This window comes from Ruminococcus flavefaciens 007c (assembly GCF_000571935.1).
Classification (GTDB): domain Bacteria; phylum Bacillota; class Clostridia; order Oscillospirales; family Ruminococcaceae; genus Ruminococcus; species Ruminococcus flavefaciens_F.
Genome location: NZ_ATAX01000028.1, coordinates 377243 through 399797, shown reverse-complemented (window position 1 = coordinate 399797; position 22555 = coordinate 377243). Strand labels below are relative to the sequence as shown.

18 protein-coding genes are annotated in these 22555 nt (G+C 49.1%); 7 read left to right on the top strand and 11 right to left on the bottom strand.

What is annotated here, in order from left to right:
• Window positions 1–75 precede the first annotated feature (75 nt).
• The 10 genes from RF007C_RS12640 to RF007C_RS12595 form a co-directional block, all read right to left on the bottom strand.
• The gene (locus tag RF007C_RS12640; protein ID WP_141630201.1) at window positions 76–1191 is read right to left on the bottom strand and encodes a hypothetical protein; all 1116 of its coding nucleotides are present in this window, start codon (window positions 1189–1191) and stop codon (window positions 76–78) included.
• Window positions 1188–2423 (bottom strand): phenylacetate--CoA ligase family protein, encoded by a 1236-nt coding sequence (locus RF007C_RS12635; RefSeq protein ID WP_019679788.1) that lies wholly within the window; start codon window positions 2421–2423, stop codon window positions 1188–1190. The genes RF007C_RS12640 and RF007C_RS12635 overlap by 4 nt, the downstream gene beginning before the upstream one ends.
• Before the next feature lie 184 nt (window positions 2424–2607).
• Entirely contained in the window at window positions 2608–3180 is a 573-nt protein-coding gene (locus RF007C_RS12630; RefSeq protein ID WP_019679789.1) for an indolepyruvate oxidoreductase subunit beta, read from the bottom strand.
• Complete coding sequence (gene iorA / locus RF007C_RS12625; protein ID WP_037300271.1) at window positions 3170–4987, bottom strand: indolepyruvate ferredoxin oxidoreductase subunit alpha; 1818 nt, start codon at window positions 4985–4987, stop codon at window positions 3170–3172. Before iorA ends, RF007C_RS12630 begins: the two co-directional genes overlap by 11 nt.
• Window positions 4988–5099: 112 nt before the next feature.
• Complete coding sequence (locus RF007C_RS12620; RefSeq protein WP_152537169.1) at window positions 5100–6023, bottom strand: hypothetical protein; 924 nt, start codon at window positions 6021–6023, stop codon at window positions 5100–5102.
• 15 nt (window positions 6024–6038) lie between these two features.
• Window positions 6039–6518: a hypothetical protein gene (locus RF007C_RS12615; RefSeq protein WP_037300266.1), complete on the bottom strand. Its 480-nt coding sequence runs from the start codon at window positions 6516–6518 to the stop codon at window positions 6039–6041.
• Window position 6519: 1 nt separating this feature from the next.
• Window positions 6520–6996 (bottom strand): hypothetical protein, encoded by a 477-nt coding sequence (locus tag RF007C_RS12610; protein WP_019679792.1) that lies wholly within the window; start codon window positions 6994–6996, stop codon window positions 6520–6522.
• A gap of 56 nt (window positions 6997–7052) precedes the next feature.
• Entirely contained in the window at window positions 7053–7694 is a 642-nt protein-coding gene (locus tag RF007C_RS12605) for a CDP-alcohol phosphatidyltransferase family protein (RefSeq protein ID WP_037300263.1), read from the bottom strand.
• A gap of 132 nt (window positions 7695–7826) precedes the next feature.
• Window positions 7827–10010 carry a polyphosphate kinase 1 gene (ppk1, locus tag RF007C_RS12600; protein ID WP_037300260.1) on the bottom strand — a complete coding sequence of 728 codons (2184 nt, stop codon included), beginning with the start codon at window positions 10008–10010 and terminating at the stop codon, window positions 7827–7829.
• Window positions 10011–10042: 32 nt separating this feature from the next.
• Complete coding sequence (locus RF007C_RS12595) at window positions 10043–10963, bottom strand: uridine kinase family protein (protein WP_037300258.1); 921 nt, start codon at window positions 10961–10963, stop codon at window positions 10043–10045.
• A 586-nt stretch (window positions 10964–11549) separates the two neighbouring features.
• On the opposite strand from RF007C_RS12595, the gene RF007C_RS12590 reads away from it, so the two are divergent.
• The 7 genes from RF007C_RS12590 to RF007C_RS16640 all read left to right on the top strand — a co-directional run bounded on the left by RF007C_RS12590 (window position 11550) and on the right by RF007C_RS16640 (window position 18907).
• Complete coding sequence (locus RF007C_RS12590) at window positions 11550–11930, top strand: hypothetical protein (protein WP_037300256.1); 381 nt, start codon at window positions 11550–11552, stop codon at window positions 11928–11930.
• 70 nt (window positions 11931–12000) lie between these two features.
• The gene (locus tag RF007C_RS12585) at window positions 12001–12444 is read left to right on the top strand and encodes a transposase (protein WP_206537803.1); all 444 of its coding nucleotides are present in this window, start codon (window positions 12001–12003) and stop codon (window positions 12442–12444) included.
• A 65-nt stretch (window positions 12445–12509) separates the two neighbouring features.
• Entirely contained in the window at window positions 12510–14450 is a 1941-nt protein-coding gene (gene thrS / locus RF007C_RS12580) for a threonine--tRNA ligase (RefSeq protein ID WP_037300250.1), read from the top strand.
• 200 nt (window positions 14451–14650) lie between these two features.
• Entirely contained in the window at window positions 14651–15748 is a 1098-nt protein-coding gene (locus RF007C_RS12575) for an acyltransferase (RefSeq protein WP_019679798.1), read from the top strand.
• A gap of 58 nt (window positions 15749–15806) precedes the next feature.
• Window positions 15807–16331 carry a hypothetical protein gene (locus RF007C_RS12570; protein ID WP_019679799.1) on the top strand — a complete coding sequence of 175 codons (525 nt, stop codon included), beginning with the start codon at window positions 15807–15809 and terminating at the stop codon, window positions 16329–16331.
• Between the two features lie 194 nt (window positions 16332–16525).
• A complete protein-coding gene (locus RF007C_RS12565; protein WP_019679801.1) occupies window positions 16526–17200 on the top strand; it encodes a response regulator transcription factor in 675 nt (224 codons plus the stop codon).
• 12 nt (window positions 17201–17212) lie between these two features.
• The gene (locus tag RF007C_RS16640) at window positions 17213–18907 is read left to right on the top strand and encodes a sensor histidine kinase (RefSeq protein ID WP_051456662.1); all 1695 of its coding nucleotides are present in this window, start codon (window positions 17213–17215) and stop codon (window positions 18905–18907) included.
• A gap of 97 nt (window positions 18908–19004) precedes the next feature.
• Here the strand turns inward: RF007C_RS16640 and RF007C_RS12555 are convergent, their stop codons facing one another.
• Window positions 19005–22448: a glycosyl hydrolase family 95 catalytic domain-containing protein gene (locus RF007C_RS12555; protein ID WP_037300249.1), complete on the bottom strand. Its 3444-nt coding sequence runs from the start codon at window positions 22446–22448 to the stop codon at window positions 19005–19007.
• Window positions 22449–22555: the final 107 nt, after the last annotated feature.

The following is a 22555-nucleotide window of genomic DNA, read 5'->3' as shown; positions in this document are numbered from 1 at the left end:
GTTTATAAAAATATATCTGAGATCCGATGGTTTAACGGCGGATCTCACAGGATTGCCGATATATATGAAATGGCATTAAGACTCATTGTCGGAGTATACCTTTTCTGTGATCTTTCCGTCCTTGTCCAGCTCGGAAAGGCATATATGGAAGGCTCCCGCGCCTCCCATTACAAAAAGGCGTCCGTCGGTGACTCTTACGCTTCTGATGAAGTCGCAGCCCTCAAGGTCTTTATAGGATATTAGCTCCTTCGGTTCACTGCTTCCGTCCGAGGAAAATACCGTTTTTCCGTCGGTAAATATCAGCTTGTCATCGTATATGCAGTAGCTTTTGCAGAGGGTGTCCGTGAGCTGTTGGGGCTCACCTCCCGAAAGGGGCAGTCTGTACAGCTTGTTGAAGTCTATGTAGTAAAGCATATCTCCCGCTGTCAGCGGCGAATAGCCAACTGCCAGCTCCGTGTATGAGTCTGAGCCGTCAAAGGCGATGATATGCTCGTCTGTGCCCTTGGGATATGAGCATATCAGGCAGAGACCGCCGTCAATATCCGCATTGCATATTATACCGGCGTTTCTGTGGTCTATATGGAAGCTTTTTTCGGACAGTTCGCCCGTATAGTCCATTATCCTTATCTCTGTGCCGTTTTCTCCGGGAACGGTGAAGAAGATATAGTTCTCCGCAAAGAAGAAGCTGTTCCTTTGGGGGATACGTTCCTCCGACTTAGTCTCACTGCATAGTAGTGAGGACTTGCCGTTATCGTATACACACAGTCCCTCATCGGGAGAGTAGTAGTAGAGCTTCTTGCCGTCGGAATAGAATATAACGCTGTCCTGCGGCAGACCGAGCTCTTCTGACCTGCCTTTGCGGTCGTCGCGGACATATACTTCATAGTGCGTATTTCCTTCCTTTTTTACAGCTGAGTAGATATAGTCCCCGTTGTCCATGATGTACAGGAGAGGACTGTTATTGAGCAGCATCTCTTCGGATGGAGCACCGAAGTCAGAGGCATTTTGCTTTTTTTCGTCGGAGGCTACTGTTTCGGGCTGTACAGTGGTTTTTTCAGCAGTAGTGACTTCTGCGGAAGATATAACGGCCTCACTGTCATAAGGGGTATTATTATCTGAGCAGCCCGAAATGATGGGCGCTGCAAGGAGCGCCCCCAAAACAGCCGCAACAATACGGTAATTCTTCATCAATCAAATCTCTCATCTATGACTCTTGCAGTCTTTTTCATACTTCTTGGCAGAACGCCCACTTCAACTACCTTTACGATGGGAGTGAAGCCTATCCTGCTCTTGACCTTTTCGGCTATCTTTCTGCTGAGTGCGTCAAAGTCTACATCGCCTGTCGATTCAACGTAGATACGCATTGTATCCTTGCCGTCCAGGTGGGATATACGTATCTGGTACTCGCTGGAGATCTCCTCAAAGCTTGCAAGGACTTCCTCGATCTGGCTGGGGAATACATTAACGCCCTTGATCTTCATCATATCGTCGGTACGTCCCATAATTACGTCTATTCTCGGGTAGGAGCGTCCGCACTTGCACTTGCCGGGAACTATCCTTGAAAGGTCGTGAGTTCTGTATCTTATAAGGGGAGCGCCCTCCTTGACGAGAGTGGTTATAACTATCTCGCCCAGCTCGCCGTCGGGAACGTTCTCGCCTGTCTTGGGGTCGATTATCTCGATGTAGAGGTAGTCGTCCCAGTAGTGCATAGCCTTTTCGCCGGGGCAGTTGATACCGATGCCCGGGCCGTAGATCTCGGTAAGGCCGTATATATCGAAGAGCTCGATGCCCAGCTCATTGTGGATACGCTCACGCATTTTGTCGCTCCAGCGCTCCGAACCGATAACGCCCTTTTTCAAGTGTATCTTGTCCTTGATGCCGCGCTTCTGTATCTCCTCAGCAAGAAGAAGTGCATAGGACGAAGTGGAGCAGAGAACGGTGCTCTCCATATCCTGCATCATCTGGAGCTGCTTGTCGGTATTTCCGGGACCCATAGGGATTACCATAGCGCCCAGCTTCTCGGCGCCGTTCTGGAAGCCGATACCTGCTGTCCAGAGGCCGTAGCCGGGAGTTATCTGGATACGGTCCATATTGGTTATGCCTGCTGTTTCGTAGCAGCGCTTGAACATTATTGCCCAGTCATCAACGTCCTTGGCTGTGTAAGGGATAATTACGGGAGTACCCGTAGTTCCCGATGATGAGTGTATACGTACTATCTCCTCTTCGGGCGCTGTCATAAGTCCGAGAGGGTAAGCGTCGCGGAGGTCCTTCTTCTCTGAGAACGGGAGCTTTGTGAAGTCCTCTGGTGTGTCAACGTGTGTGATGCCTGCTTCTGCAAGCTTTTTTCCGTAAAAGCTGCCTGCTTCAACGAGCGCCTTGATGCGGTCGTTGACCAGGTCGAGCTGCTGCTGTGATATCTGCATTTTAATTCTTTCCTTTCATTTAATGCCGTGTAGGGACGCCCGCAATTAGCAAAATGAATATCCCTTTTGAATATTTGTCATGGACTATATATGCGGACTGCCAGAGGCAGCCCCTACATTAGTGTAAGGCTAAATTATTTGTGTTTTGCGGGCGAACACTGTCCGCCACTACATGGCTAACGGCTTAATCCGTATAGCGGAGGGCTTTACTGTTGAGCTCCACAAACTGCGGTTTTACGGTCTTTTTCATGGTCTCCTCGATGTCGTCCACGGAGAAGGGCAGAACGTCGTTGCGGACGGAGGCGCCCAGCATTATCATATTGAGAACCTTCGGGGAGCCTATCTCCTCACAGGCTTTTGTGCCGTCAACGAGAAGCACGTTCTTCACGTTGCGCTTGAGATATTCTATCATTTCCTGTCCTGTGTAGTCGGAGCCGCTGAGTGTAGCTGTTACGGGCATTATGGGGTGGGTATTGACTACCACCTGTCCGCCGTCCTTCAGGTAAGGAAGCATACGTACAGCCTCCGCAGGCTCGAAGCCTATGATTATATCCGCAGTTTTCTCGGGAAACATGGGGCAGTAGATATCGTCGCCCAGTCTCAGGAAGCTGAATACACTTCCCCCCTTCTGTGCCATACCGATGGTCTCGGCGCTCATTACGGGGATATCATGCTCCATGGCAGTTGCTGCGATGAGCTTCGATGTAAGGACGATTCCCTGACCGCCTACTCCGCAGATAAGGATATTACTCTGCATCTTCGCCACCTCCTATTGCTCCGAATGGACATACCTGCGAACAAAGTCCGCAGCCAGTGCAGAGGGAATTTTCAATAGTAACACTACCGTCCCTGAGTACGATGCCGGGACAGCCCAGAGTATTTATGCACTTTTTGCATGAGACGCATTTTGCAGCGTCGATGACTGCGGGGGTGCTGCCTTTGATAAGTACAGCGCAGGGCGACTTGAACACGATGGCCTTTACCCCCTTTTCGGCTGATACGCGCTTTACCGTATCAATAGCCTTATTGAGTTCAAGAGGATTTACAGTCTCAACGGTCTTTACGCCCACGCCCTTGAGGACTTCCTGTATGCTTACCTTTTCGACTACCTCGCCCATCATGGTGCGGCCTGTGCCGGGGTGAGGCTGATGACCTGTCATGGCAGTTGTGGAGTTATCCAGCACTACGAGAGTCATATCTGCCTGATTGTACACGGCATTTACAGCGCCTGTTATTGCAGAGGCAAAAAACGTGGAATCGCCCACAAATGCAAAGCAGTTGGTGTCGGGCTCTATCTTGCCGATACCCTGAGTGATGTTGACGCCTGCGCCCATGCAGAGGCAGGTATCCACCATGTCGAGAGGCATGGCGTTTCCGAGAGTATAGCAGCCTATATCACCGCAGAATACGCTCTTTTTGCCTTTCATTGCTTCCTTTACGGCGAAGAATGAAGCTCTGTGAGGACAGCCTGCACAGAGAACCGGCGGTCTTACGGGAAGTGCGGGGGGAGCTTCCGTCTGGGGGGCGGCAGGCTTATCCCAGCCCATGAAATCGGCTATATTTGCAGCTACGGTGGCGCAGGTGTTCTCGCCTGCGGTCTTTACGTTATGTGTGAGCTTGCCCAGTATCTTAGTATTCAGATGATATTTTCCGCAGATATAAGTGAGCTCCCGCTCGATTATCGGATCAAGCTCCTCGATACAGAGCACCTCGTCAAGTCCTTCAAGGAACTTCACAGCGGCTTGCTCGGGGAAAGGGAAAGGCGTTGATACCTTGAATACTCTTGGAGTGTCCTTTCCGCGGAGAGCTTCCATAGTGTAGGTGTAGCTTATACCGTGGGTAGCTATACCCCTGCGGCAGCTGCTGTTGGCAGCCTCAGTGATGATATTGCGCTTGTAATCGGAGAATACCTGTGAAAGCTCCGCATTGCGCTCCTCGATATGTATGTGAGCATTATAGGAAAGACGGGGGAATATTACCCATTTTGAGGAGTCCTTGACGAAGCCCTCGGGTTTGTTTACCTTGTACTCCTCCTTGTCCTTGACTTCTATGGAAGCATAGCCGTGACAGACTCTTGTAGTAGGTCTGAAAAGCACGGGAGTGTGGTATTTTTCGGAATATTCAAAGGCCTCCTGTATCATATCGTAGGCTTCCTGAACGGAAGAGGGGTCAAAGCAGGGAAGTTTTGAGAATGAAGCAAAATGGCGTGTATCCTGCTCTGTCTGGGATGAGATCGGTCCCGGATCGTCGGCGACCAGTATTACCATGCCGCCCTTGACGCCTATATAAGCAAGGCTCATAAGCGGATCCGAAGCAACGTTAAGACCTACCTGCTTCATAGTGACCATTGAACGGGCGCCGCTGTAAGCAGCTCCTGCGCCAAGCTCCATTGCAGCTTTTTCGTTTACCGACCATTCAACGTATATTGATCCGTCATTGGCTTTTGCGGTAGTCTCAAGCACTTCCGTGGACGGAGTACCGGGATAGCCGGAAACGAGGTTCAGGCCTGCCGCAATGGCACCGCGTGCAATGGCAGCGTTTCCCATTAAGAATTCTTTGTGCATAGTATCTCTCCTTGTATTATAAAAAAGTCTATACGCATTTATTATAGCATTCTGCCGTTATATTGTCAATTATGAGTTGTTAAAAAAGGACTGCATATGCAGTCCTTTTAGGTTATGTAGTCGGTTCTTCTTCGCCTTCCGGGTTGAGGATTATATTCTCGTCGGGAGCTGAGCCGTCAGCATATGCGAAGTCGTATTCGGTAAATTCATCGACCTTGTGCAGCTTTGCAACGACGCCCTGCTCGTTGTCGATAACGAGCTTGTCGCCATCCTTCTTTATTACGAAGCCTTCATAGTAGTCCCACATATACAGTTTTTCCTTGGTCTCGGCCTCCCACTGATAGGTTATGGGCTCGCCGAAAACGCTCATTACCGAGGTGTTATCGTCGAAAAGCTCAAGCCTGAAGGCTACATTTACAGGATATTCGCCAATGGTGTCTGTGAAATCGCCGTCTTCAGAGATGATCTCGTCGGATTCCCATCTGCCCATATATGAGCTGAAGTCGACCTTGTCCAGACCTGCCTCCGTGGTGGATTCCGTGGGAGAGAATTCGCTGACGGGCATGAGGTAGTACAGCGAGCCGTCATCGAAATTGGCATATTTCATTATCATCTGTCCCTGCTCTACCGTGCAGTCGTATCTGTCGTCGGGAGTTGCCACATGGAGAGTGTCTATGCCGTTACTGCTGGTTATGTTCCATTTGAAGTCCTCGACCTTGTCTTTTCCGTGGGGATTGAGAGCTGTGGTGATCTTGGCGGTATTGTCATCAAATACCTCAAGCTTCATCAGGCGCGGGATAGAGAAGCCTTCGTATGTAGTCTCATAGGTCTCGTCGTTTACGAATACCTTATAGGCTTCCCATTTGCCGAGGAAGGGCTTTGCGGTATTGTTTGCGGGGACAGCCTCGGTGGTTGCGGCAGTAGTTTCGGCAGGCTCCGAGACATTGCTGCCCTTGCCCGGCTTTTTACTGCTGCAGCTAAATATACAGCCTGAAAACAGCGCGGCTGTCATACAAAAACAAATCAGTTTTTTCATAATAACTCCTTATCTTCAGTTGACGCCGAAGTTCTGGATAACGCCTGCGGCCGCATTCAGTGCATCGGTGTCTATCGGGGTGAATTCGTCGACCTTTACGAGGTTTATTGAAGAATCATCAGATTCAATAACCAGCATATCATCTATGTATTTTATATCCATGGTACGGGATTTTTCCTTGCCTTTGCGGTCTGAGACCTTTACTTGAATGACGTCTTTTTCTTTTTCTTTCCAGGTAATATCGGTATCGTCGTTGGCATTCTCTATGATTGTGTTATCCACCGCTGATTTCCATTCCAGCTTGCCGTCGCCCTTTATCTCGAACCTGAACACGGCGGATATGGGAAGTCCCAGCATATTTTCATATTTCTGGCCGCTTATTATCATGTATGACGCTTCCCACTTGCCGATATACTTGGGATCGCGTTTGCCGCAGCCTGTAAGGCAGCATATGAGCATGAATGCGGTTAAAGTAAATGTAAGGATCTTTTTCATATCATTTCTCCTTGCCGGCGCTGTCAGCCTCTGCCCCTTCTGTTTTATCGGGGACCTTGGTCAGGTGTGTTTCAACTCTGCCCTGTGAGGTATCCTCGTTGATAACGAGGTCGCCGCTGATAAATTCATAGTTTGCGGTGGTCTCTCCTGTCTCGACGTATATAAGACGTATTCCGCCGCTTTCGGTAATGCTCCACACCACCTGATGGGGCATATCGTTTTCATCGTAGAACAGGCCGTTGCCGTTGTCGGCGAAGTTGTACCTGCCCACGGGAGTTTCCTGTTCATTGCCGTTGATTGTTTTTGAGGAGATCTTCCAATCTCCCGCTACATCGGAGGTTATTTCCTCCGGCGTTTTGCTACTATGCATTTCCAGCGACACCGAAACATGGTCAGTTGGGGTGCTGTGACTTCCGCAGGAGCAGGCGAAGCCGGCCAGCAGAGCCGCTGCGGATATGCAGCATATGGTTCTTTTCATATATGTCTCCTTATGGTATTATCGTTACCGAAAAGGGCTGCCGCAGCAGCCCGTACTTATCTGGTTCTGGTCTTGTAGAGCATCCATATGAGCTCTCCGACTCCCACGCCGATAAAGCACAGCATAGTCCTCATGCTCGGCTTCTTGACCTTGAAGCGTGTGATGAAGGCAATGGCTATGACCAGCAGGGCACCGCCGTAGACTTCGGGAAACCAGTCGCCGATGTCCTTGTGGAAGCTGTATAAAAGAGGGAGTATCAGTGCGACGCTGGTCACAGGGAGTCCCTCATAGACCTTGCGGTTCTCGGATGTTTTTTTCTGTCTGTCCTCCTCTGCCACGTTGAAGTAGGCAAGCCTGATTATGGCACAGAGCGGGAACAGCACAAGTATGGGAAGATCCACCCAGTCCCTCATGCCTATGGAATAGCCTATGACAGAGGGCAGTACTCCGAAGCAGACGGCGTCACACAGTGAATCTATCTGTATGCCGAATTTCTTTTCGCTTTCGGTACGGTCTTTTTTGGTACGGGCGACCTTACCGTCGAACATATCACACAGTCCCGACACCATAAGGCATATTATGGCGTAATCGGGGTGAGAACTCACACCGCCGAAGCCTGCTGCAAAGAACATTCCCATTATCGACGATATGAGACTCATATATGTAAGAATAACCGTATAGTTATAATATCCTATCATTATTTTCAAAACCTCAAAAAACTTATTGCCGCTGAACCCTGATTTTCAGAGTATAAAAGATATTATATCATAAAAGCAGCAAAGTTTCAAGTATTTTCTTGCTTTTCGGAAGCTTTTTTCCGCAGGGACAGATCATTCCGTCTTTTTCTTCCTGCCTCTTTTAGCGGGAGTCCCGGCCTTCTGCTTGTTTTCGGCTGCCTTCGGAGCAGTTTTTTTCGCGGTCTTTTTTGTACTGCCCTTTGTGCGGTTTATACGGAGCTGCTCCTGACGGGAGCTCTTGTCCTCAAGGCGCCTGTAAGCCTCCTCGTAGAAGTACTCCTGCGAGTTGAAGGGGGTATCCGCGTTCCTGCGCTCGTGTATGTATTCGCCGCTGCTGAGCATTATCCTTGCCTTTACGTTATCGCGCATGAGTACGCGGAACATATCACGGATACGTTTTTTCAGGCGGCTGTCCTCTATGGGAGCTGCAACCTCTACGCGGCGGATGGTATTCCTGCTCATATAGTCGGCAGAGCCTATGTATATCTTCTGATCGGGGCCGTCCTCGCCGAATATGAATATACGGCTGTGTTCGAGGAAGCGTCCGACTATGCTGCGGACGGTGATATTCTCGGTATAGCCCTGTACTCCCGCGATAAGGCAGCAGAGTCCGCGGACTACCAGTTCCACCTTTACCCCTGCCTGCGAAGCCTCTACCAGCTTTTCTATTATGGCGGGATCGTTGAGGGAGTTGACCTTTGCGGCGATATAGCCCTTTTTGCCGTTCTTAGCCAGCTCTATCTGCTGATCCATCATTTCCAGCACCTGAGGTCTGAGAGCCAGAGGAGACACAAGGAGCTTGTTGGTATTTTCAACGAAGGTACCGTTCACAAGTCCCGAGAATACAGCCTCTGCGTCGGCAGCTATGTCCTTGTCCGCAGTGAGCAGCATGAGGTCTGTATAGAGAGAAGCGGTCTTTTCGTTGTAATTTCCCGTTCCAATCTGTGTAACGTGATCAAAGCTGCCGCCCTGAGCCTTTCTGGTTATGAGCAGGAGCTTTGAATGTGCCTTGAAGTCCTTGGGGCCGTAGATGACTCTTACGCCTGCCTCCTGGAGCTGCTTTGACCATTCGATGTTGTTCTCTTCGTCAAATCTGGCGCGTAGCTCGATCATTACCAGCACTTCCTTGCCCTGCTCGGCGGCAGTGCAGAGAGCATCGATCACCTTGCTGTTCCTTGCAAGACGGTAAAGAGTTATCTTTATGGAAGTGACCTTGGGATCGTTGGCGGACTCCTGAAGGAGCCTTATGAAGGAAAGATTTATGGACTCAAAGGGGAAACTGAGAAGTATATCCTTTGATTTTATCTGAGAGAATACAGTTCTGGTGTCGGAAAGCGCAGCGGGCTTTCTGGGCAGACGCTGTACATAGTGGAGCCTGGGATCGCTGTCGTACTCCTGAAGGGTATACAGGTAGGACAGGTCGAGGGGTATACGGGAAGTGAAAACGCTGACATTTTTCAGCTTGAGCTTTCTGCATATATAGTCAAGGGCGCTGCGGTTGAATACGTCTGATATTTCAAGACGAACGGGAGCAAGCTTCTGGCGCTTGTCTACCAGCTCCTCCATGCGCTGACGGAACTCGGGGCCTCTGCCCGATACCATGATGTCGGCGCTTCTGGTTATCCTGATGAGGGCGCGGTCCATGACCTTGTAGTTTTTGAACATGAGATGGGCGAAGCGGAGTATTACCTCCTCCTCGAGTATAAAGCGCTTTCCGTCCTTTCCGAGGTGTATGATACGCTCTGAGCTGCCTGTGGACGCAGGGACTATGCCTATGGATATGCCCTTTTTCGCGGCAAGCTGCACTACGGCGTATATGTCCTTGTTCCTAAGGAAGGGGAAGGGCAGGGCATCATTGACGACAATGCCCGATATGAATGGCTTCAGCTCGCGCTTGAAGTAGAGCTCGAGGAAGGTCTGCTCCTCCTTGGTGGCTCTCTCAAAGGTGACGTGCTCAAAGCCGTAGGGAGCCAGCTCCTTCATGGTAAGGCGGAGAGCCTCCTCCACCGAGGGCTGGAGCCTGCGTACAGCGGTGAATATGGCGTCAAGCTGCTGAGGAGGAGTCATTCCCGAGAATTTGTCCTTCTTTTTTGAGCCGTTTTTGACTTTATCGGTAACAGAGCCTACGCGGACCATGAAGAATTCGTCCAGATTGCTCTGATATATAGCGGAAAATGCCAGCCTTTCAAGAAGCGGAGTTTCGGGAGCTGTCGCCTCTTCAAGGACTCTTTTATTGAATCTGAGCCATGAGAGCTCTCGGTTTTCGAGGTATTCCATATGCAGTCTCCTATACTTGGTTTGATCGCGGATCAGTATTTGAATTGTCCGTTGCCTATGAATTCACATATGAGAGAATCCGGGCTGATATCCTTTTTGTCTATGGGATCAAGCTGCTCCAGCACCTTTACGGTCTCTGCTATCTCGGGTACGTCCAGCATATCCTCCAGCTGAGTGAGGAGATCGTTCCTGTATGCTGAGAGCTCATAGGTCATGAAGGTATCCACATCGTAGTCCGAGCGGTACTTGTAGGGCATGATGTATTTGTTCTCGCCTGCCTCTACGCTGTGGAACATATTCATTGTTTCACGGAGAGAGCGCTTGCGGAAGTTCTTGTCGCGTATCATACGGCGCATAAGGCGCACTCTTGAAGGGTGGAGAAGTATGCCGTCTCCTGATATTCTCGTTCTGACGCTGACGTATATCTTGTTTATCATGCTGTCGGGAACGGTTATTACCGAGGGATTGAGGGCGTGTATGCCTTCAAATATAACTATCTCGCCCTTGTTTCGCTTGAATTTCCTGCCCGAGCCCGTGCGGGTAGAGGTCTTGAAGTTGTATTTCGGCAGCTCTATCTCGCGGCAGGCGCTGATATCCTCTATCTGACGGTTGAGGAGCTGGCTGTCCACGCGTAGAGGTGATTCAAGATCCATTTTTCCCTCGGCGGCAAGCTTCTTTTCGGCTTCCGTGAGAGGACAGAACCAGTTGTCCATGGAGAGTGTGTGGGTCTCGTGTCCGCGCTCGTCGAGGAGCTTTTCTATCATCATAGCCGTAGTGGTCTTGCCCGAGCCCGAAGGTCCCGAAAGCAGAATAACAGGCTTTTCGTTGCGGTTTTCTGATATTTCGTCCACTATCTTTGTCAGTCTGTAAAGGTAATCCTCGTTAACGGATCTGATGTAATCCTTTACGTTTTTTTCTATTCCCTGATTGATTCTTGCGATCTCTATATTCATTTATATCTCCCTTATCTGCTGCCGACGGAGACATTTTCCTGACGGCAGACGTGTTATTGGTGACCGGGCAGAGCTTTTGTGAGGTTTTCGTAAAGTACACAGCTGCCTGAAGGTCAAAATTATTGTTCATAGTTATCTTCTTGTAAGTGTATTTATAATATTATATCACATTTTTTATCTCATTTCAACCCGTTTATTTGTGATTTTTAACGTTGGTTTCAACAGAATGTTTAATCCCGTGCGGAAAACTGCGCATTTTTCAGCATTTGATGCTTTTACCCCTTGACAAACTGAAAAATCTGTGATAATATAAATTTACAATATTCCGTAAAACGTCGATGAGGAAGGCTTTTCCGCAGCCGTTTCAGAGAGCAGCCGTCAGGTGCGAGGCTGCACGGTCAGGATAATACAGCATACCGCCTCTGAGTGCGCCCAATAAGCGTCGGGAGCTCCCGTTACAGAGCACTTGAGATACGGAGAAAGCTTCGTGTGAATCAGGGTGGAACCACGGTAGACTATCGTCCCTTGTGCCTGTTTGCAGGCGTAAGGGGCTTTTTTGTTATCCCAGCCGTCGGGAGGTGAGGATTTGAGCAATATCATTTATAACGAGCATGAGGAAGCTTATGAGCTGCCGTATAAGCTCTGGGACGGGATGACTACGGTGCGGTTTTATACCGAGAACGAAGAGACGATCATCAAAAATCTCTCGGATATAGCCGTGAAGCTTGCCCGTCTGGACGGCGGAAGAAATACCCTTGCAGCTATGCTTATCGACGACGGCTTCTATGAGGGCGGCAACGCCGATGCCCTTGCAAAGGGCATGAAACTGAGAAATGTCTATGTCGATATAGACGACGAGGAGACCGTGGTCTGTTTTGAAACGGGCACCGAGGACGGATATATGGAGGGATTTGTCCATGTGGAGCTCTTCGGCGAGCTGTTTGAGATAACAGGCTGGGCCGATTGATATGTACAGCCCCGTCCGTAAGGATATACGCCTTGATAATTATGATTATTCACGCAACGGTGCGTATTTTGTGACTATATGTACACGCAGCAGGGAATATTTATTTTGGAATGATTATGATATTCGTAATGTAGGGGCCGCCTCTGGCGGTCCGCGCGGTAAAATAACATTAACGGAATATGGGAAGATTGTTAGGGAAGAATTGAAAAAGATACCTTCGATTTATCCCGATATTGTTTTTGTTCCAAAATTCGTAATCATGCCAAACCATATACATTTGATTATTGTATTGAATTCGTTTTCGGAAAGCGGACCGCCAGAGGCGGCCCCTACAATCGGAAGCATCATCAATAAATTTAAAGGGGCGGTATCTAAAAAGTCAGGATTTAAGGTTTGGCAAAAGAAATTTTACGACCGTGTATTGCGGAATGAATGGGAATACCGCAATGCGTGGCAATACATCGGAAACAATCCCGCAAACTGGGAAAACGATGAATTATTCTGCAGGGAATAACCATCATCGTACAAACGAAAAATTATGCATCAAGCATTATGAAATAATAAAAAGGAGAGATCATCATGATCAAATTAACATTACCTGACGGCAGTATCCGTGAGATCGAGTCTGCTCAGTCAGCCGCAGAAGTAATCAAGGGCATCGGCATGGGACTTTACAAGGCTGCCTGCTGCGTAAAGATAAACGGCGAGGTCTGTGACCTCCGCACCGTTATTGACAGCGACTGCCATTTCGAGGTCTGCACCTTCGATTCCATCGACGGTAAAAAGACCTTCTGGCACACAGCCTCCCATATCCTCGCACAGGCTGTAAAGAGACTTTACCCTGCTGCAAAGCTTGCTATCGGTCCCGCTATCGAGAACGGCTTCTACTACGACTTTGATCTGGAGAAGCCCTTTACGCCCGAGGAGCTGGAGAAGATCGAGGGCGAGATGAAGAAGATTGTCAAGGAGGGCATCGCACTCGAGAAGTTTGAGCTCTCACCTGCCGACGCTATCGCTAAGCTCAAGGAAATGGACGAGCCTTACAAGGTCGAGCTCTGTGAGGAGCACGCTGACAAGGGCGAGCCTATCTCATTCTACAAGCAGGGCGAGTTCATCGACCTCTGCGCAGGTCCTCACCTTATGGACACAGCTCCCGTAAAGGCATTCAAGCTCCTTTCGTGCACAGGCGCTTACTGGCGCGGCAACGAGAACAACAAGATGCTCAGCCGTGTATACGCTATCGCATTCCCCAAGGCTTCACAGCTTGACGAGTATATCAAGATGATCGAGGAAGCAAAGCTCCGCGACCACAAGAAGCTTGGCAAGGAGCTCTCACTTTTCATGTTCGATCATACGGCTCCGGGTATGCCTTACTGGCTCCCCAGAGGCTGGAAGCTCTTCAACGCACTTCTTGAATACTGGAGAGGCGTTCACGAGGATCACGGATATACTGAGATTTCAGGTCCTGTTCTCTCAAAGAAGGAGCTCTGGGTTACATCAGGCCACTGGGATCACTATCAGGACGGTATGTTCGTTATCCCTGCTGAGGAGGACAACGAGGTTTACTGTGCCAAGCCCATGAACTGCCCCAACGCTATCAAGGTATATATGAACAAGCAGCGTTCCTACAAGGAGCTTCCTCTGAAGTTCAATCAGGTTGACGTTATCCACCGTAAGGAGAAGTCCGGCGAGCTCAACGGTCTCTTCCGCGTTCAGCAGTTCAGACAGGATGATGCTCATATCCTCGTAACTGAGGAGCAGATAGCTTCAGAGATAAATGACATCATGGATATCGCTACAGAGATATACAAGACATTCGGTCTTGAGTACAAGGCTGAGCTTTCCACACGTCCCGACGACTATATGGGCGATATAAACGTATGGAATAAGGCTGAGGCAGACCTCAAGGCTATTCTCGAGGAGAAGTACGGTCCTGACGGATACGAGCTCAACGAGGGCGACGGCGCATTCTACGGCCCCAAGATAGACCTGAAGATGAAGGACGCTATCGGCCGTGAGTGGCAGATGGGTACTATCCAGCTTGACTTCCAGCTCCCCCTCAACTTCAAGATGAAGTACATCGCTTCCGACGGCTCGGAGAAGCAGCCTGTAATGATACACCGTGCTATATTCGGTTCATTCGAGAGATTCATCGGCATCATCACCGAGAATTTCGCAGGAGCATTCCCCTTCTGGCTCTCACCTATGCAGGTAGGTATAGTTCCTATCAGGACTGACCATAATGAATATGCCAAGAAGGTAGCAGACCTCCTCAAGAAGAACCACATCAGAGCAGAGGCAGACTATACAGACGACAACATGAAGAACAAGATAAGAAAGTTCAAGGACTACAAGGATCCCTATGTTGTCATCATCGGCGACAGTGAAGCCGAGAACGAGCAGGTTTCCATAAACATCAGAGGAAACAAGCAGCTCAAGAACGTTCCTCTCGACAGGTTCATCGAAATGTGTCGTACAATGAACGAGGAGCACTCACTGGATATTATCGATACTCTTTAAGATCTGATATTTTTTGCGGAGATCCGCTGACAGCATTTTGACAACAGAACTTTTCTGACATAATTTTTCTTTTCAGATTTCTTAACAGCAGGCTTGTGACATATTTGCCGACAAAGCGCCACATACAGTTAAGATATGACATACCATAAGATCCGCTATTACGTCCAACTTTTTTATTTATTTTCTGTAAGGAGAAATATATGGAAAAAAAGAGAATAACCTGGCTTGATATTGCAAGAGCCATAGCTATTATCTCTATATCGAGCAATCATGCGGTAAACCGCGCATTCAGAGATGAAGGAAGCGTTTATGAGCAGTTTATGCAGCATTCAGGCGCAGTCGCCTTTATCCATTCGGTCATCTTTATTTTCAGCCGCATAGGAGTACCCATATTCCTGATGATAACAGGAGTACTCATACTTAATAAGTCCTTTGAGAATAAAGATGATCTGAAAAAGTTCTACAGGCATAATCTGCTGAGCATACTTGTGACTTCCGAGATATGGCTTTTTCTCGGGTTCTGGTACAGGACTCTCTTCCATGCAAATGATTTTCTGGAAAGAGGCATAGGCTATACTCTCGGACGATTCGCGGGAACGATGCTGTTCTTCAATCAGGAGACCATGGGAAATATGTGGTATATCCCGATGATCCTGTGCTTTTATCTGCTGCTTCCGTTTATTGCAGTGGCTTTCAGGAAGATCAATCCCGACTGGTTCTGGCTGCCTGTGGGGCTTGTCGTTGCAGAGGCAATGGTAGTTCCGACAATAAACCGTATCCTTCTGATAAACGGAGTGAAAGGACAGCTGGAATTCGGTCTCGGAAGCATGAATCTCTTTTCAAGATATCTGACCTTCATAATTATCGGATATTTCCTGAATAAGGGACTGCTGAAGAAGCTGCCTCTGATAGCGGTAGATATAATCGCCTTTGTGACTTTTATGGTCAGCGCGGCATACCAGTACTGGGAGTATACCCTTCCCGACGGAGAAAAGGTCGCTTATAATTTCTTTCCGCTGGCGTTCTGCAGTGTATTCGTCTTTGAAGCCATACGCAGACATTTCATGGAAGCCAGGGAACATAAGCATATCACCTGGCTGTCAAGGGCGTCCTTCGGAATATACTTTCTGCATATATTCATTACCGCTGCATTGTCGGGAATGTCGTTCTTCAACAGGTTCCATCCGCTGGTGCTGTTCGTTATTCTTGAAGCGGCTTCTGTCGGCGTAAGTATAATAATAATACTGATAGGTTCAAAGATACCCTTTGTAAAAAGAGTGGTATTCGGCATCAAATGATTACAGCTGTCCTGTGAGGGCTGCAAAGATCAGAAAAAATATATATGGAGGGATTTTTATGAACGAGCTTTGCATGATAATTAAAGATATGGTCATACCTAACTTTATGAACATAAGGACTTCACTGCGAACTTATGACAGAGACGCGCTCTGCTGCGGGGCTCCCTGCTGGAGATGGGCTTATCACGCTATACATTCGGCAGACAAGTGGTTCATAAATCCCTTTGTCTATGAGGAGCCTTCCTTCCATGAGGAAGGTATGGACAACCCCGATAATCCGACTTCGGTGGTGCTTTCAGATGAGCAGCTCTTGGATTATCTCGACTCTGTGGAGAAGAAGACTCTTGACTATCTTGATACCCTAACAGATGATATGCTGTATCAGAAGCCCGAGAAGTCGCGCTATACACGCATGGAGCTGGTGCTGAGACAGTTCAGGCATATCTCCTTCCATACGGGTATGCTCAACGGTCAGACGGCTCTGGCAAAGGGGCAGTTTCCTATGTGGGTATCGGAGAAGGAAAAGTATGTTGATGATGGTATATTCTTCGGAAGATACCGAAAGGGAGTCATTAAGCTCTGATACACTTAATATAAAGTGACCGCAGCCGCGGCATTTCCAGTCACTGGGAGATGCTGCGGCTTTTGTTATGCCCTTCGGGTGAACGGCGGAGCAGCTGCGGATAACAAAAAATATGAAAAAGATCACAAAAGGATATACAGCGGATATATCTGTGTGCTATAATATAGCCATAAGAGAAAAGGAGCTCCTGCCTTATGAATAATATACTTCTCATAGAGGACGATACACGTATAAGCGAGGTCATTACAAAGTATTTCTGCAACCGCGGTGTCAGTATCCTTCCGGTTTACAGCGGCGATGACGCTCTGGATACCATAAACGGCGGCCTGGAGGGATTTGACCTGATACTTCTTGACGTTATGCTGCCGGGCACTGACGGCTTCACACTATGCCGCGAGATCCGGCGGAAAAGTGATATACCCGTTATATTCATCACTGCAAGGGTGCGGGAGGAGGATATGCTCTACGGGTACGATATCGGCTGTGATGACTATATCATGAAGCCCTTTATGCTGTCAGCCCTCTATGCCAAATGCGAAGCGCTGGTAAAACGTGACCGCGGCACGATACTGGATACACTTCTTACCTGCGGAGACATAAGTCTCGATACAAGAAAGCTCGTCTGCTGTGTTAACGGTACTGAGACTGAGCTTGCGCCGAAGGAGTTTGAGATACTCCGCTATCTTATGAGCCATCAGGGGTGGACCATTGACCGTGACAAGCTGCTCAGTGCTGTCTGGGGAAGCGATTTCTTCGGCAATGACCGTATAGTGGACAACCATATCAAGAAGCTGAGAAAGGCTCTCGGAAGTGCAGGCGGTCAGATAAAGACAATTATAGGGAGAGGGTACAGGCTTTCGGAAAAATAAAGGGGTGATACCATGAAAAACACATTTCTTAAACGCTGCCGCAAGCGTACAAGCTTCATAAAGCTGTTCGGAAAAGCTATGATACCTGTGATACTCATTACTGCTGTATTCGCTGCTATGCTGCTTGCGGTAACGGAGTTCTTCATATACAGGGACGCACACGACCAGTTCATGCTGAACAGGCAGGAGATATGTTCAAATATACGTTCAAGAGATATTGATGCTATGGGCTGCGAGCGTCTGATGAGAATAACAGACCATAATCTCGGGCTTAATGGCTATGATGTAAGTATCAAGGAATATAGTCTGACTGATTCCTATGGTTCTTCTGAAGGAGCAGCATTTGCGGTACTCCTTGATGAGAATGGTGATGTTGCCGCATCGAGCCGTGAAAAGTTCTGGGTTATGGTAAAGTTCGACGCTGAGGAAAAGTACAAGGATTTTTACTCCTGTGATCTCGATATTCCCGAGACAGAGGAACTTCGCAATGAACTCGAACGTATATCGGAAGACAAGGAAAATATACAGTCCATTAAAGTGAATAGTTTGTATGTAAATAAAGAAACACTCAGAATGGTGCCTCATGAGGTGACCGTGGGTTTTCAGAAATATGCCGACGACGGAAACAAGCTGATAAATGAAGAACAAAAGGATATGATCATAAATTTTGAAGGGGAAGGCTACGAGCTCATTGAGGTAAAGGGAACTTCAATGATGAGCAAGAACACGGACGAACCTTATCCCCGCGCATCGATTGCGCATTATATAGGTACAGACAGCGGTCTGTTTGACGGCCTGCTGGAAAAATACAGATCCAAGGCGAATATGTCGACAGCATATTTTTCATCAGAAAACGTCGGCACTTTTGTTAATGAGGACTACTCCGTTGACAGCCTGAAAATAGATGGAAAGGATTACTGTCTGATTACCGTATGCAGGATAGACGGCTGGACTTCGCAGATACGCAGCCTGTACCTCCGCATTGTACTTTTATTCTTCGCACTTGCGGCAGTTATCGCCGCTCTGCTCTGCTGGAGGAAGGATATGTTCAACCGTTCAATGTACGCCTTTGAGGACTATCAACGTGACCTGACAAACAGTCTCGCCCATGATATAAAGACTCCGCTTATGGCAATAGGCGGCTATGCCGAGAACCTCCTTGACGGAAAGCTTTCCGAGGAGGAGCAGAGAAATTACCTCAGCTCTATCATAAGCAGCGTTAAGTATACCGACGATATTATACTCAATACCCTGGAGCTGAACACGCTGGAAAGCCGCTCGGGCGGCAAAAATGAGGAGTTCGGACTTCGTAAGGTCTTCGAGAAGGCCTTTGAGAAGTATATGCCCATTCTTGAGGAAAACGGCATAAAGCTCAGCTTTGAGGGGGATTCTCAGGTCTGTGCGGATAAGGCGGCAGTGGAAAAGATCATAGAAAATCTGGTCTCAAATGCCGTGAAATATACCGAGAAGGGCGGAAGCATTAAGGCCATCTCGGGTAAGAAGCGTATATCGCTGGTGAATACCATCAGCGGAAAGATCGACGTTTCAAAGCTCAGACAGCCCTTCGTCAAGGGAGACAGCTCCCGCAACGGCATGAGAGGCAGCGGCCTCGGTCTTGCCATTGCGGATAAGGCAGCAGCGCATATTGGCGGAAAGCTCTCCCTTTCGTGTACGGACAAGGAGTTCACTGCGGAGCTGAAGCTGTGAAAAGGTGCGGCTGCATCAGTAATTTATCGTAAATAAACAAAGAAAAGCCCCTTTTTCTGAAGGGGCTTTTCCGTTGGCTGCTGTATGGATGATGCACTTATTTTATGTCGAGAAGGTACTTTTGCAGTGAAACTGCGTCGGCTGTATTTGTCTGACTGTCGTTGTTCATATCCGAATTGGAAAGCGCAAGTCCGCTGAGACCGCTGCTGTTCAGCAAAGCCTTCCTCATGCGTATCATGTCAAATACGTCCACCTGTCTGTCGCAGTTTATATCGCCTGCAATGCCGTAAAAACCGAAGTCGCTGACATTGAAAAGATAGCCGTCACCGCCTCTGAATACGAGGTATACGTCGTTGACGCCTTCGCACTGTGAGGTTCTGCAGCTCGTTTCCGTATATTCGTCCCAGCCGTCCGTGCCTCCTACGGGACATTTGCCTATGAGCTCACCGTTGGCAGAGCCTATGCGTATCTCTATGGTGCCGCCGTCGGCAGCGCTGGCTGTTTTTGCGCGGAAGCTCTCTGCTCCGCTCTCAAAGTCCAGATTGCGGAAAACTATATATGAACCGTCGGTTATATAGCCTATGGCTGTGCTGCCGCTGTCGTCCTTGCGTATCTCGCCGCGCATGAAGTTATATGCGTTTCCGCCGTAGGTTTTAAAGGCTGTTTTCGGAACAGGCGGCTTGCCGTCGCTGCCCCATATCTCCAACTCGTATACCCTTGCGCCGCCGCTGTTGTCCTGAGTTGAGGTTAGCATTTCCAGCCGCACATATCTTGCCGATACTTTGCTCACACTGCGTCCGCAGCTGCTCTTGGTATTGCCGTATACCCTTGATATATCCGTCCAGCTTTCTCCGTCCGTGCTTCCTCTGAGCACGAAATCACGGGGATTGAAGCGGATATTCTCTTTTATGCCTGCGAATGAGGCGCTCCAGCGCTGAATGTCGCATACCTCGCCCAGGTCTATCTGAATCCATTCGCCGCCTATGCCGTCGTCGTGACACCATTTTGTGTTTTTGTCCCCGTCAACTGCCATGGCTGCGCTCTCTCCCGATCCGCTTCCCGATGCCGTTGCTTCCTTGCCTGATGCAAGATTTTTCAGCTCTCCTCCGGCTTCCTCCGGCAGGAGCTCGGGGCCGAGGGTATATTCCCCGCCCTTTTCCGTGTCGAAGCTTACCTCTGCGCCGCCGTATCTTACCGTGCAGGTGCCTCCCGACTTTGAGAGTATCACTGCCTTTTCAAGCTGTCCGTTCTTCCAGCTCATTTCCCTGACTTCAAAATTGCCCCTTGCACAGAGACCGTTTGCGTGTCCCTCCGACCATTGCTTCGGGATAGCAGGGAGCAGGGTTATTACGTCATTCTGACTTTGCAGGAGCATTTCCGCGACGCCTGATGTGAAACCGAAATTGCCGTCTATCTGGAAGGGGGGATGAGCGTCCCAGAGGTTGTCGTAAAGCCTTCCGTTCCTGTTTACGGGGGTTATGAGGAGCTTTATGAGCTTGTATGCGTGTTCACCGTCCTCAAGTCTTGCCCAGCAGTTGAGTTTCCATGCCTCTGACCAGCCCGTGCCGTCGTCGCCTCTTGCATTCAGTGATACTGCCGCGGCATTAGCGGTAGTCGGATTATCCTCGGGAGTTATCTCAAAGCCGGGGTAAAGAGCGTACATATGTGAGATATGGCGGTGCTTTTCATTTTTGTTGTCCCAGTCCTCCGCCCATTCCTGTATCTGTCCCCATTTGCCTATGGTCTCGGGACGTATAAGCGAAAGCTTTGCGTTGAGGTCGTTCCTGAGCTCAGTATCGCAGCCGAGTATCTCTGATGCCTCTGCCACGTCCTTGAACAGCTCACGAGCTATGCCGTTGTCCATGGTCACGCTGTGAGCTATGTATGTATTCGCATAGGGCGGCAGATTGAGCTCGGGAGAGGTGCTGGGGCTTATGACCATGTACTCCTGACCGTTTATATCCGCTGTTGTCATAAGACTGTTGAGGAACTGTGCACTTCCCTTTATGACGGGATATATGTCGGCAAGATATTCCTCGCTGCGGTTGAAACGATAGGCGTCATAGAGCATATTCGATACCCATGCACCTCCCACGGGCCACTGTCCCCATGTGCCGTCGATAGGACCTGTGCGGTTCCACAGGTCTGTATTATGATGAAGAACCCAGCCTTCGGATATGCCATAATGCACTCTGGCAGTCTCGTTTCCTGCCTCTGAAAGTCCCTTGGACTTTTCCGCAAAGGGCGTGAAGCACTCTGCAAGATTTGTGGTGAAGGCAGGCCAGTAATTCATTTCATAGTTAATATTGGTTGTTGCTTTGCTTCCCCATGCGGGCGCTGAGTATTTGTTCCATATCCCCTGAAGGTTCATGGGCTGAGCGTCCCGTGAAGCGCTTATCATAAGGTATCTGCCGTACTGGAAAAGAGTCTTTACCATTTTGGGATCATCGCTTGAGCCGAATGAGGCTATGCGCTGAGGAGCTGTCATGGTGCGTGCAGCCGCGCTGTCGCCGCCCAGCTCCACGTCAACGCGCTTGAAGAGCTCCTGATAGTCCCTGACATGGTTTTCGTAAAGGGTCTCGTAGGACATATCACTTGTCCTTTCGATGTCGGCCTTTGCCTCGCCCTTTTCGTCGCCGTTGCAGGTCTTGTAGTCCACAAAATTTGTGCGTACCGAGGTGATGATGAGGAGAGAATCAGCGTCGGAGACCGTTACTTTGCCGTTACCTGCGCTTACCCTTCCGCCCTCGGGGATGAATCTGCTTCTTGTGGAGAAATATACTGCCCCTCTGGTCCAGAGGTCTTCGTCACCGTGGCCGTTGGCAACGATGGTATCATTTCCGTCGGCAGTGACTGTTCCGTTGAGGACGCCTTCATATCCTGCCGTAAGGGATACGGAGGAAGGACTGTCGCAGGTTATGCGCGTTACCATTACCTGGTCGGGATGGCTCACAAAGGTCTCGCGGGTGAACCTCTTACCTCCGAAAGTGTAGGAGCTTCTGGCAACGGCGTCGTTCATGTCCAGCTCGCGTGAATAGTCCGAGACCTTTTCGTGTCCGAAGCTGAGCTTAAGAGCGCCGACTTTCTGGTATTTCGCCTCGCCTCCCGCTATCATTTCATTTCCGACTATGGCGTCGGCGTCGGTATACTTCCTGTCCCTGAGAAGCTGCTGTACCTTTGCCAGTCTCTTTGATGCGCCTTGCCTGTTGTTGTTTCCGGGACCTGCGCTCCAGACTGTACATTCATTGATGTCGAACAGCTCGTCGGGATAGTTGCCGTAAGCCATAGCGCCGATACGTCCATTTCCGAGTGGCAGTGCCCGATAAAAGGACTCGTCGTTGTTGAAGGCGTTGTCAATGCTGTTGAAGCCTGCCATGGTGTCATAGCGCAGTACCAGATCATCATCGTGCGGATAGGCGGCTTCTGCCGTAATAATGCCGCCTTTCATTCTGAATGCGGGAGCTCCCGTACCTGTGACAGGAAGCGCCATACAAGCTGAAATGAAAAACGAGATGAGTTTTTTGGCGGATGCGGATTTCATTTTTACCAACTCCCTTTTGTGTTTTGATACACGACCTTCTATATTTATACAGTTATATCTTTTTATTATTACTGTACTATTTAATTGTACCATGAGGCAGGCATCGG

Bases quoted from the DNA above. Each gene is read 5' to 3' on its own strand.
- RF007C_RS12555 (WP_037300249.1), bottom strand. From the start codon at position 22,448: ATGAAATCCGCATCCGCCAAAAAACTCATCTCGTTTTTCATTTCAGCT.
- iorA (WP_037300271.1), bottom strand. From the start codon at position 4,987: ATGCACAAAGAATTCTTAATGGGAAACGCTGCCATTGCACGCGGTGCC.
- RF007C_RS12610 (WP_019679792.1), bottom strand. From the start codon at position 6,996: ATGAAAAGAACCATATGCTGCATATCCGCAGCGGCTCTGCTGGCCGGC.
- RF007C_RS12635 (WP_019679788.1), bottom strand. From the start codon at position 2,423: ATGCAGATATCACAGCAGCAGCTCGACCTGGTCAACGACCGCATCAAG.
- RF007C_RS12570 (WP_019679799.1), top strand. From the start codon at position 15,807: ATGAACGAGCTTTGCATGATAATTAAAGATATGGTCATACCTAACTTT.
- RF007C_RS12575 (WP_019679798.1), top strand. From the start codon at position 14,651: ATGGAAAAAAAGAGAATAACCTGGCTTGATATTGCAAGAGCCATAGCT.
- RF007C_RS16640 (WP_051456662.1), top strand. From the start codon at position 17,213: ATGAAAAACACATTTCTTAAACGCTGCCGCAAGCGTACAAGCTTCATA.
- RF007C_RS12565 (WP_019679801.1), top strand. From the start codon at position 16,526: ATGAATAATATACTTCTCATAGAGGACGATACACGTATAAGCGAGGTC.
- RF007C_RS12605 (WP_037300263.1), bottom strand. From the start codon at position 7,694: ATGATAGGATATTATAACTATACGGTTATTCTTACATATATGAGTCTC.
- ppk1 (WP_037300260.1), bottom strand. From the start codon at position 10,010: ATGGAATACCTCGAAAACCGAGAGCTCTCATGGCTCAGATTCAATAAA.
- thrS (WP_037300250.1), top strand. From the start codon at position 12,510: ATGATCAAATTAACATTACCTGACGGCAGTATCCGTGAGATCGAGTCT.
- RF007C_RS12630 (WP_019679789.1), bottom strand. From the start codon at position 3,180: ATGCAGAGTAATATCCTTATCTGCGGAGTAGGCGGTCAGGGAATCGTC.
- RF007C_RS12615 (WP_037300266.1), bottom strand. From the start codon at position 6,518: ATGAAAAAGATCCTTACATTTACTTTAACCGCATTCATGCTCATATGC.
- RF007C_RS12595 (WP_037300258.1), bottom strand. From the start codon at position 10,963: ATGAATATAGAGATCGCAAGAATCAATCAGGGAATAGAAAAAAACGTA.
- RF007C_RS12620 (WP_152537169.1), bottom strand. From the start codon at position 6,023: ATGAAAAAACTGATTTGTTTTTGTATGACAGCCGCGCTGTTTTCAGGC.